Here is an 11575-nt window from a genome sequence, read left to right as displayed (position 1 = left end):
CGGGGCATCATGGCAATTCTGGCAGCCGTCCACCACCTGACCCACTACAAATACGACCGGCCGGTGGTGCTCGGCCCTCAGGTGATCAGGCTGCAGCCAGCGCCGCATTCGCGCACCAAGGTGCTCAGCCATTCGCTGAAGGTCGAGCCGAAGAACCATTTCGTCAACCTGCAGCAGGACCCGTACGGCAATTTCCTCGCCCGCTTTGTCTTTCCAGAGCCAGTGAGCGAGCTCAAGATCGAAGTCGATCTCGTCGCCGACATGACGGTCTACAATCCGTTCGATTTCTTCGTCGAGCCGGCGGCCGAGAGCTTTCCGTTCGAATACCCGGAAGAGATCAGGGACGATCTCGCCATCTACCGGACGCCTGAGCCAGCAGGGCCGCTGCTTTCAGCTTTCCTCGGGACGATCGACCGCAGTCCGAGGAATACCGTCGACTTCCTCGTCGACCTCAATGCGCGGCTGCAGCGCGAGATCGCCTACATCGTGCGCATGGAGACCGGCGTCTATTCACCGGAGGAGACGCTTGCCGCGGCCAAGGGTTCGTGCCGGGATTCGAGCTGGCTGCTGGTGCAGATCCTGCGCAATCTCGGCATCGCCGCGCGTTTCGTCTCGGGTTATCTCATCCAGCTCAAGCCTGATCTTATCTCGCTCGACGGACCGCCGGGAACCGCAGTCGACTTCACCGACCTGCACGCCTGGTGCGAGGTCTATATTCCGGGCGCAGGCTGGATCGGCTTCGATCCGACTTCCGGCCTGCTTACCGGCGAGAGCCATGTGCCGCTGGCGGCGACGCCGCATTTCCGCAATGCCGCGCCGATCTCCGGCATGGCAAGCTTCGCCAATGTCGATTTCGGCTTCGACATGCGCGTCGATCGCATCGCCGAGCATCCGCGCATCACCAAGCCTTTCTCGGACGAGAGCTGGGAGGCGCTCGACGCGCTCGGCAACAAGGTCGATGCGGTTCTGCACGAGCAGGATGTGCGGCTCACCATGGGCGGCGAGCCGACTTTCGTGTCGATCGACGATTTCGAGTCCGCCGAATGGAACACGGCAGCCGTCGGCCCGACCAAGCGCGATAAGGCGGATGAACTGATCCGCCGGCTGCGCGAACGCTTCGCGCCGGGCGGTTTTCTCCACTACGGCCAGGGCAAATGGTATCCGGGCGAGAGCCTGCCGCGCTGGACCTTCTCGCTCTACTGGCGCACCGACGGCCAACCGGTATGGAGCGATCCTTCGTTGATCGCGCGGGAGAAGAGCAGCGTCCCTGTGGGACCGGAGCAGGCCGAAAGCCTGCTCACGGCGATCGCAGGCGAGCTCGGCATCGACAAAGCGATGGTCAGCGAGGCCTATGAGGACCCGGCCGAATGGCTGCTCAAGGAAGGTAAGCTGCCGGCCAATGTCGACCCTTCCAACTCCAAGCTGGAAGATCCCGAGGAGCGCAGCCGCATGGCGCGTGTCTTCGAGCGCGGCCTGACCAAGCCGTCGGGCTACGTGCTGCCTGTGCAGCGCTGGAACAGCCAGGCTGCGGGGCAACGCTGGCGCTCCGAGAGGTGGAAGACGCGGCGCGGCCGGCTGTTCCTGGTGCCCGGAGACTCGCCGGTCGGCTACCGCTTGCCGCTCGGCACGCTGCCTTACGTGCCGCCGGCGCAATTCCCTTATATCGTGCCGGTCGATCCGTCGCTGCCGCGCGGTCCGCTGCCAGCGCGCGAAGCTATCTTGCCGGGGGCCGCGCCGGCAGAGCTTGAAGGCGCCGACGAAATGGCGCGCCGCCAGCAGGCGGTGTCCTTCACCGCGGTGGCCGGCCAGCAGGACCGCGTCGAGCAGGAGATTACCGAAATCGGCGGCGCGGTGCGGACGGCGCTCACTGTCGAGCCGCGCGACGGACGGCTCTGCGTGTTCATGCCGCCGGTCGAGGCGCTGGAGGACTATCTCGAACTGGTGGCGGCGGCCGAGAACGCGGCGAAGGCGATCGGCCTGCCGGTGCATATCGAAGGCTACGGCCCGCCGCATGATCCGCGCCTCAATGTCATCCGCGTCGCGCCCGATCCCGGCGTCATCGAGGTGAACATCCATCCGGCCGCCAACTGGCAGGAATGTGTCGCCACGACGACGGCGATCTACGAGGAGGCGCGGCAGTCGCGGCTCGGCACCGACAAGTTCATGATCGACGGCCGCCATACCGGCACCGGCGGCGGCAACCATGTCGTGGTCGGCGGCGCGACCCCGAACGACAGCCCGTTCCTGCGCCGGCCGGACCTGTTGAAGAGCCTGGTGCTGCAATGGCAGCGGCATCCCTCGCTGTCCTACCTGTTCTCGGGCCTGTTTATCGGCCCGACCAGCCAGGCGCCGCGCTTCGACGAGGCGCGCCACGATTCGCTCTATGAGCTGGAGATCGCGCTGGCGCAGGTGGCGCGCCCGGACAAGGGCGAGGCGCCCTTGCCGTGGCTGGTCGACCGGCTGTTCCGCAATCTCTTGACCGACGTGACCGGCAACACGCATCGTTCGGAGATCTGCATCGACAAACTGTTCTCGCCGGACGGTCCGACCGGACGGCTCGGCTTGGTCGAGTTCCGCGGCTTCGAAATGCCGCCCAATGCGCGCATGTCGCTCGCACAGCAGCTTCTCGTCCGCGCCATCATCGCGCGCGCGTGGAAGAACCCGCTCGACGGCCGCTTCGTGCGCTGGGGCACGTCGCTGCATGACCGCTTCATGCTGCCGCATTATGTCTGGGCGGATTTCCTCGACGTTCTGGAAGACCTGAAGCTCAATGGCTTCGACTTCCGTCCGGAATGGTTCGCAGCCCAACTCGAATTCCGCTTCCCGTTTTGCGGCGAGGTAAGCCAAGGCGGCGTCAAGCTGGAACTCAGGCAAGCGCTGGAGCCCTGGCATGTGATGGGCGAGCAGGGCGCGATCGGCGGCACGGTCCGCTTCGTCGATTCCTCGGTCGAGCGGCTGCAGGTGAGGACCGAAGGCCTCAATCCGGAGCGCCATGCCATCGTCTGCAATGGCCGCATCGTGCCGATGAAGGTGACCGACAGCAGAGAGGTCGCGGTGGCGGGCGTGCGCTTCAAGGCCTGGCAGCCGGCGTCGGGCCTGCATCCGGCGCTGCCCGTCAACACGCCGCTGATCTTCGACATCTACGACCGCTGGTCGGGCCGCTCGATCGGCGGCTGCGTCTACCATGTCGCACATCCGGGCGGCCGCAATTACGACACCTTCCCGGTCAACGGCAACGAGGCCGAGGCGCGGCGGCTCGCCCGCTTCGAGCCGCGCGGTCATACGCCGGGCGGCTATGTGCTGCGCGACGAAGAAGGCTCTGAAGACTTCCCGATGACCCTTGACCTCAGGCGGCCGGCGAGACTCTGATCGACCATGGCAAAGGGGAATCAAAGACGGGCGGGCGGCAGGCCGCGGGCGCAGGGCCTGCTGGAGCACTATCGGCCGATCGACGGCGTCGTCGACGAGATGGTCGACGCCACAGGCAATCCGCGCCCGGCCTGGCGGTCCTTCATCGAAGCTCTGGACGAATTGGGGGCTGAAACGCTCGGACAGCGCTTTGCCCGCGCCGACCAGTATCTGCGCGACGCCGGCGTCTATTACCGCGTTTACGACAAGGCCGGCGCCAACGAACGCGAGTGGCCGCTGGCGCATGTCCCGCTGCTGATCGACGAAAAGGAATGGGCCGAGATCAGCGTCGGCCTTGTCCAGCGCGTCGACCTGTTCGAGGCGATCCTCGCCGACATCTACGGGCCGAACCGGCTGATCGAGACCGGCATCCTGCCGGCCGGGCTGATCGCAGCCAGTCCGGAATATCTGCGCCCGGTCGTCGGGATCGGGCCGGCAAGCGGTCATTTCCTGCATATGGTCGCCTTCGAACTCGGCCGCGGCCCGGACGGCCGCTGGTGGGTGCTGGGCGATCGCACGCAGGCGCCGTCGGGCGCCGGCTTCGCGCTGGAGAACCGGGTCGCGACCACGCGTGCGCTTTCCGACATCTATGGCGAGATGCATGTGCACCGTCTTGCCGGCTTCTTCCGCCGTTTCCGCGATGCGTTGAACGGCATGGCGAAGGACTCGGGCGGCCGCGTCGCCATCCTCACGCCCGGACCGCTCAACGAGACCTATTACGAGCATGCCTATATCGCGCGTTATCTCGGTATCATGCTGCTCGAAGGCGAGGACCTGACCGTTTCCGGCGGCCGCTTGATGGTGCGCACCGTTTCGGGCTTGATGCCGATCGGCGTTTTGTGGCGGCGGCTCGATGCGGCCTTTGCCGATCCGCTCGAACTCAAGCCGGACTCGCAGATCGGCACGCCGGGACTGGTCGAGGCGATCCGACGCGGCACTGTCTCAGCGGTCAACGCGCTCGGTTCGGGCTTGGCGGAAACGCGGGCGCTGCTTTCCTTCCTGCCGCGGATTGCGCGCGAGTTGCGCGGCGAGGAGCTCAAGCTGCCGAACATCGCCACCTGGTGGTGCGGACAGCAGACCGAACGCGACCATGTACTGGCCAATGTCGACCGCATGGTGGTCGGTCCGGCGCTGTCTACGCGGCTCGCCTTCGAGGACGATGGCGCGACCAGGCTCGGCTCGGCGCTGTCGGCAGGGGAGCGGGCGGAGCTGGTCGCGCGGATCGAAGCCGATGGCGACGCCTTTGTCGGCCAGGAAGCGGTGACGCTTTCGACAACGCCGGTCTTTTTCGGTGGCCGGCTTGAGCCGCGGCCCGCCAGCCTGCGTGTCTATCTGGCGCGAACACAAGAAGGCTGGACCGTAATGCCCGGCGGCTTTGCACGCGTCGGCTTCTCGCTCGATCCGACCGCGATCGCCATGCAGCGCGGCGGCCAGGCGGCAGATGTCTGGGTGGTCAGCGACCGGCCGGTCGAGCGCGAGACGCTGCTGCCGCAGGAGCATGACAGCTTCACCCGCACCATGCCGGGCAGCCTGCCAAGCCGCGCGGCGGAGAACCTGACATGGCTCGGCCGCTATATCGAGCGCTCTGAAGACACGGTGCGCGTGCTGCGCGCCTATCACGTCAGGCTGGCGGAGACATCCGACCCCGAGATGCCGCTGCTCGCCGACATCAGGGACTATCTCGAACCGTTCGGCATCGAGGTCGAGACGGCGATCCCTCTGGGGCTGATCGGCATGCTGGACAGCGCCGTCTACAGCGCCGGCCAGATCCGCGACCGCTTCTCGCCGGACGGCTGGCTGGCGCTGAAGGACCTGTCGAAAACCATCCATAAATTCGCCGGCACCGTGGCTCCCGGCGACGACGCGACGCGGGCAATGACGGTCATGCTGCGCAAGCTTGCCGGCTTCTCAGGCCTGCTGCACGAGAACATGTACCGCTTCACCGGCTGGCGTTTCCTGGAGATCGGGCGACGGCTGGAGCGCGGCATCCAGATAGCCCGCACGCTGGCGCGGCTGACCGGAAACGGCGCTCCGGACGGCGCGCTCGACATGATGCTGGAAATCGGCGACAGCGTGATGACCCACCGCCGGCAATATCCGGTGCAGGCCGGCCGGCGCACGGTGATCGACCTGCTCGCGCTCGATCCGCTCAACCCGCGCTCGATTCTGTTCCAGCTCGAGCGGCTCAAGGCCGAGATCGGCATGCTGCCTTCGGTCGGCGGCGAGGGACATATGTCGCCCGCGGCGAAGGAAATCCTGCAGCTCAACACGGCGATTGCCGTGATGGAGCCCCACGACATGACCGCGAAGGTGCTCGACGATCTCGCCAACCAGATCGGCGATCTCTACAACAGCCTCGCCAGGGCCTATTTCGGTTAGATGCTTTACGACATCAGGCTCCACCTGCACTACGACTACGCCGCCGCTGCCGGCGGCGGCCGGCATCAGGTGCGCGTGCTGCCGCAGACGATTCCCGGCCTGCAGCGGGTTATCGCCGCCTCGCTGTCGTTCGAGCCGATGCCGGCCGAGCGGGCGGATTTTTCCGATTTCTTCGGCAACAAAGTCACCGCGATCGCCTTTCGCGACGCGCATGAGGAGCTCGACATCAGGATGAGCGCACGGGTGTCGGTGTCGCGGCCGGAACCCGGCCTCGACGTCTCGCCCGACATCCACGGCTTGAGGGCGGAACTCGACGCGGTTCGTTCGCTGTCGCCCAACGCGCCGCATCATTTCCTCGCCGCCAGCGATTACGCCGGCATCGATACGGCGATCACCGCCTATGCGCGGGAAAGCCTCGCCGGTTCGGCGGCCGCCACGGCGGTCGATCTCTGCAACCGCATCCACCGCGATTTCACCTATGACGGCAAGGCAACCACCGTGCAGACGCGCGCCAGCGATGCCTTCGCGCTGAAACGCGGGGTCTGCCAGGATTTTTCCCATATCATGATCGCCGGGCTACGTGGGCTTGGCATCCCCGCCGGCTATCTCAGCGGCTTCCTGCGCACCATCCCGCCCATGGGCAAGCCGAGGCTCGAAGGCGCCGACGCCATGCATGCCTGGGTGAAAGCCTGGTGCGGGCGCGATGCCGGCTGGCAGGAATTCGACCCGACCAACGGCATGCGCGCGAGCAACGACCACATCACGGTCGGATACGGCCGCGACTATTCCGACGTGGCGCCGATCGTCGGCGTCCTGAAGACCACCGGCGGCCAGGTCGGCGAGCAGGCGGTCGACGTCATCCCGGTCGCTGCCTGAAGGCGTACGATCGGTCGCGCGGGCTGCTTCTCAAATTGCGATCCGGCGCGCGGCACGTCGCGACCTCTACAATCATCTCGATCCCGGTAGCCTGCTGCAGCAGCTCGGCTACGATTATCTGGCGGATGAGTCGGGGGCGGTTCTGGAGGCAATTCCGGCCGGGCGGGACTATTTTCCCGCCCACACCGACGATGGTGGACTCTGGATGGCCGACGTGTCCGCCGACCGGCAAGGTTGAAGGGCGCGCTGTTGGGACGGTGGAACCAGCCGCCTATCGCGCGGCTTATCTACGGACCAGTTCCGTGGAGCCGTCATGCTGCAACGAGCACAATCGTCCTCCGACCGCCTGGCCGGTGGTGAGGAAATGCAAGGAAACGGCGCGCAAAGTTCGGCCGAGCGCGCCTCGCTAAGCTATGTCAGCGACGGCGATCCGGGCATCCGGCGCCTGAGAAAAGGCAAGGGATTTTGCTACGTCGGTCCGAACGGGAACGCGGTCAGCGCAGCGACGCTGGACCGCATCAAGGCGATCGTCATTCCGCCGGCGTGGACCGATGTATGGATCTCGCCCCACCCGAACGGCCATATCCAGGCGACGGGCCGGGATCAGCGCGGGCGCAAGCAGTACTGCTATCATCCGCAATGGACCGAGGAGCGGGACGGCGTCAAATATTCCAGTCTTGTTGCCTTTGCCGAGGCATTGCCCGATCTCCGGAGCCAGATCGATGCCGACCTGCGCCGGCACGGCCTGCCGATGGAACGCGTGGTCGCCGCGATCGTCCGGCTGCTCGACAACACCATGATCCGTGTCGGCAATGCCGCCTATGCCCGGGACAACAAGAGTTTCGGGCTGACCACGTTGCGCGACCGCCATGTCGATATCGAGGGATCGAGGCTGCGCTTCGCCTTCAAGGGCAAGTCCGGCAAGGAATGGAAGCTGAAGCTCGTCGACCGCCGCATAGCCAAGGTCGTGCGCGGCGCGCAGGGCCTGCCGGGCCAGACGCTGTTCCAGTATCTCGATGAAGGCGGTGATCGCCGGCCGGTGCGCTCCGAGGACATCAACCGCTACATTCGCGAGGCGTCCGGCCCGGAGTTCAGCTCAAAGCATTTCCGCACCTGGGGCGGCACCATTCATGCGGCATCGCTGTTTGCGCAGACGGAGTTGCCCGAAAGTGCTGCCCAGCGAAAGCGGGTGATGAACGGTATCGTCGACAAGGTTGCTGAACGGCTCGGCAACACGCGAGCCGTCTGCCGCCGGTGCTATATCCACCCACTCGTCTTCGAGGCGTGGGGCGAGGGGAAGCTGCTCAGTGAAATGGCGAAAGCCAACGAGCGAAAGCGTCTTATAACAGGCCTCGACGAGGAAGAGACGCTAGTGTTGAGGTGGCTCAAGGCGCATGGCTCCGATGAGCGGCAAGGGAACCGGATAAGCCTGTGATCGCCCTACAATTTTTTTATCGACCTTGTGTCGGGAAGGGTCCTACTGTCTCGTCCTTTGATATGGAAAGGACGCACCATGCTCTACGCCATCCTCTGCTACGCCTCCGAAGACGTCGTCTGCTCCTGGAGCAAGGAACAGGATGATGAGGTCATGGCAAAGCTCCTCAATGTCCAGGACAAATACGCCAAAGCAGGCCGGCTAGGACCTGTGGCGCGTCTCTTGCCGACCACCGCCGCGACGACCTTGAGAAAGGTCAAGGGCGAATCGATCGTGCTCGACGGCCCGTTCGCCGAGACCAAGGAGCAGTTTCTCGGCTTCTACACGCTCGAATGCCGCGACCTTGACGAGGCCGTCGAGTTCGCCCGCGAGCTCTCCGAGGTCAATCCGAGCGGCGGCTCCTACGAGATCAGGCCGATCTCCGTCTTCAATCCGACCAAGGTACCCGCATGACCGATCTTGCCTGGATCAGCAACGCGATCAGCACCGCCCGTCCGCAGGCGATGGGCGCGCTGCTGCGCTATTTCCGCGACCTCGACGCCGCGGAAGAAGCTTTCCAGGATGCATGTCTCAGGGCACTGAAGAACTGGCCGAAGAACGGGCCGCCACGCGATCCGGCGGCCTGGCTGATCTTCGTCGGCCGCAACAGCGGCATCGACGCGGTGCGCAAGCGCGCCAAGCAGGCGCCGATGCCGGAAGAGGACCAGATTTCCGATCTCGAGGATGCCGAAGGCGATATGGCCGAGCGGCTGGACGGCGCGCACTACCGTGACGACATCCTGCGGCTCTTGTTCATCTGCTGCCATCCCGACCTGCCGGCGACGCAGCAGATCGCGGTGGCGCTGCGCATCGTTTCCGGCCTCACCGTCAAGCAGATCGCGCGCGCCTTCCTCGTCGGCGAAAGCGCCATGGAGCAGCGCATCACCCGCGCCAAGGCGCGCATCGCCGACGCGGGCGTGCCGTTCGAGACACCGGGTGCGGTCGAGCGCTCGGAGCGGCTCGCGGCGGTCGCGGCGATGATCTATCTCATCTTCAACGAGGGCTACTCGACCAATGGCGGCGAGGCGCCGGCCCGCGCCCCGCTTTGCGAGGAAGCGATCCGGCTCGCCAGGCTGCTGCTCCGGCTGTTTCAGCAGGAACCCGAGATCATGGGGCTGACCGCGCTGCTTCTATTGCAGCATGCGCGCGCGCCGGCACGCTTCGACGAGAGTGGCGAAATCGTGCTGCTCGAGGACCAGGACCGGTCGCTCTGGAGCCGCAAGATGATCGACGAGGGGCTGGCCTTGGTCGACAAGGCGCTGCGCCATCGCAAGCCCGGCCCCTACCAGGTGCAGGCGGCAATCGCGGCGCTGCATGCGCGGGCGGCGACGCCCGAGGATACGGACTGGACCGAGATCGATCTGCTCTACGGCCTGCTCGAACAGATGCAGCCGTCGCCAGTGGTGACGCTGAACCGCGCCGTCGCGGTGAGCAAGGTGCGCGGCGCGGAGGCGGCGCTCGCCATGGTCGAGCCGCTGGAAGAACGGCTGGCGGGCTATTTCCACTTCTTCGGCCTGAAGGGCGGCCTGCTGATGCAGCTTGGTCGTGGCGAGGAGGCGCGCGTGGCCTTCGACCGCGCGATCGCCCTTGCCAACACCGCCGCCGAGGCAGCCCATATCCGCATGCATATCGATCGGCTGATCAAGGAGAGCGCCGGGACGTCGTCGATTCAGAAAGCACGCTGAGGATTCAGGTGATGCCGGCTCCGGCGCGCGTCCGCTCGATGAAGCCCGCGCCGCCTGATGCAAAGTTACCCTTTGCGAGACGCGCTCGCCGACACTGGTCGCTCCTCGTCATTGTCTTCGTATTGCGTTCAGCCGAGTTCCTGGGCGAGTCCGATGAGATGCCCTTCAGGCCCGCGGATGTAGCAGAGCCGATATGCGTCTTTATACTGGACTACTTCGCCTACGAGCTGCGCGCCGCGCTGGCGGAGCCTTTCAAGCGTCTCGTCGATGTCGTCCAAAGTGAACATGACGCGGAGGTAGCCTAGAGCGTTCACCGGGGCGTTGCGGTGATCCTCGACGACGGGCGGCGTGAGGAAGCGGGAGAGCTCGAGCCGGCCGTGACCGTCCGGCGTGCGCATCATGGCAATCTCGACGCGCTGATCGCCCAGTCCGGTGACGCGTCCGGCCTATTCTCCTTCGATCGTGGCCCGCTCTTCGAGCTCGAGGCCAAGCTCGCGAAAGAAATCGATCGTCCCTGCGAGGTCGTCGACGACGATTCCTATGTTGTCCATCCGTTTGAGCGCCATGCGCCCAATCTAAAAGGTGTCGTCTAGTCTAACAAGGGACCCAACGCCTAACGGGTTATGCTGCGACTACAAATGGCGGCTTCCTGCGCTTCCGGCCTTCGCCGGCCGAAGCACTCATGAATGGTCGTGGCAGTTAAAGCTACGGCCGGCGTAGGCCGGTGCTCGCGTACTTTAAGTACGCTCCGCTCCGATTCTTGGACCCGCCCGGTTTGGTCGCTTCGCGCCCGTCTTCGACTCCGGCTCGGCCTGACCTGAATCTCAACACGCCCCGGTCCACTGCCTGGCCCAATTTTGCGTGCAGGGCTTGGACCATGCCGGGGTGGCGGTTTTTTCCTGAAACGAGTAATGCCACGCCATCAAAAGCGCCTGGACGTGCCGTATGGCACGGCCAAAGGCATGGCGCAGGGCTTCCACCCGCGCCATATCAACGGCGGGATCTGAAAGGGATAAAAATGACGATAGCCAAGGAAACGGCCTCACTTCTGGAGAAACTGGGCGTCGCCAAGGGTGCGCTTTCCGGCGGCGACCTCATCGTGCACAGCCCGGTGACGGGCGAAGAGATCGCGGCGCTGAAGACGAACTCGCCGGCCGATGCGGCCAAGGCCATCGATACCGCCCACAAGGCGTTTCAGGCCTGGCGGCTGGTGCCGGGACCGAAGCGCGGCGAGCTGGTGCGCCTGCTCGGCGAGGAACTGCGCGCGCATAAGGCGGAACTCGGCCGGCTGGTGTCGATCGAGGTCGGCAAGATCCCGTCGGAGGGCCTTGGCGAAGTGCAGGAGATGATCGACATCTGCGATTTCGCCGTCGGCCTTTCCCGCCAGCTCTACGGCCTGACCATCGCCACCGAGCGCCCCGGCCACCGCATGATGGAAACCTGGCATCCGCTCGGCGTCGTCGGCGTGATCTCGGCCTTCAACTTCCCCGTTGCGGTGTGGTCGTGGAACGCCGCGCTCGCCTTGGTCTGCGGCGACGCCGTGGTGTGGAAACCGTCGGAAAAGACGCCGCTGACGGCGCTTGCCTGCGAGGCGATCTTCAAGCGCGCCGTCGAGCGTTTTGGCGCCGACGCGCCGGAAGGCCTGCTCCAGGTGCTGATCGGCGACCGCGCCGTCGGCGAGGTGCTGGTCGACCATCCGAAGGTGCCGCTGGTTTCGGCCACCGGCTCGACCCGCATGGGCCGCGAGGTCGGC

At 65.6% G+C, this 11575-nt stretch carries 7 protein-coding genes and 1 pseudogene; 7 read left to right on the top strand and 1 reads right to left on the bottom strand.

Features of this window, described 5'->3' with window-relative positions:
- The first annotated feature begins 9 nt into the window (after window positions 1-9).
- The 6 genes from DH10_RS25720 (at window position 10) to DH10_RS25695 (ending at window position 9822) form a co-directional block, all read left to right on the top strand.
- Entirely contained in the window at window positions 10-3369 is a 3360-nt protein-coding gene (locus DH10_RS25720) for a transglutaminase family protein (protein ID WP_192254919.1), read from the top strand.
- A 6-nt stretch (window positions 3370-3375) separates the two neighbouring features.
- Entirely contained in the window at window positions 3376-5787 is a 2412-nt protein-coding gene (locus DH10_RS25715; protein WP_192385502.1) for a circularly permuted type 2 ATP-grasp protein, read from the top strand.
- Window positions 5788-6663 (top strand): transglutaminase family protein, encoded by an 876-nt coding sequence (locus DH10_RS25710; protein ID WP_192254915.1) that lies wholly within the window; start codon window positions 5788-5790, stop codon window positions 6661-6663.
- Window positions 6664-6976: 313 nt separating this feature from the next.
- Window positions 6977-8098: a DNA topoisomerase IB gene (locus DH10_RS25705; protein ID WP_192254913.1), complete on the top strand. Its 1122-nt coding sequence runs from the start codon at window positions 6977-6979 to the stop codon at window positions 8096-8098.
- A 78-nt stretch (window positions 8099-8176) separates the two neighbouring features.
- Entirely contained in the window at window positions 8177-8551 is a 375-nt protein-coding gene (locus DH10_RS25700; RefSeq protein ID WP_192254911.1) for a YciI family protein, read from the top strand.
- Window positions 8548-9822: an RNA polymerase sigma factor gene (locus DH10_RS25695; protein WP_192254909.1), complete on the top strand. Its 1275-nt coding sequence runs from the start codon at window positions 8548-8550 to the stop codon at window positions 9820-9822. Before DH10_RS25700 ends, DH10_RS25695 begins: the two co-directional genes overlap by 4 nt.
- 128 nt (window positions 9823-9950) lie before the next feature.
- On the opposite strand, the pseudogene DH10_RS25690 reads toward DH10_RS25695, so the two are convergent.
- Window positions 9951-10388, bottom strand: a pseudogene (locus DH10_RS25690) (VOC family protein).
- A 452-nt stretch (window positions 10389-10840) separates the two neighbouring features.
- Here DH10_RS25690 and DH10_RS25685 point away from each other — a divergent pair.
- Window positions 10841-11575, top strand: a 735-nt coding sequence (locus DH10_RS25685) for an aldehyde dehydrogenase family protein (protein WP_192385501.1), incomplete at its 3' end; no start/stop codon positions are given.

The sequence above is a fragment of the Mesorhizobium silamurunense genome, from assembly GCF_014843825.1.
Classification (GTDB): domain Bacteria; phylum Pseudomonadota; class Alphaproteobacteria; order Rhizobiales; family Rhizobiaceae; genus Mesorhizobium; species Mesorhizobium silamurunense.
This window is presented reverse-complemented; position numbering and strand designations above follow the sequence as displayed.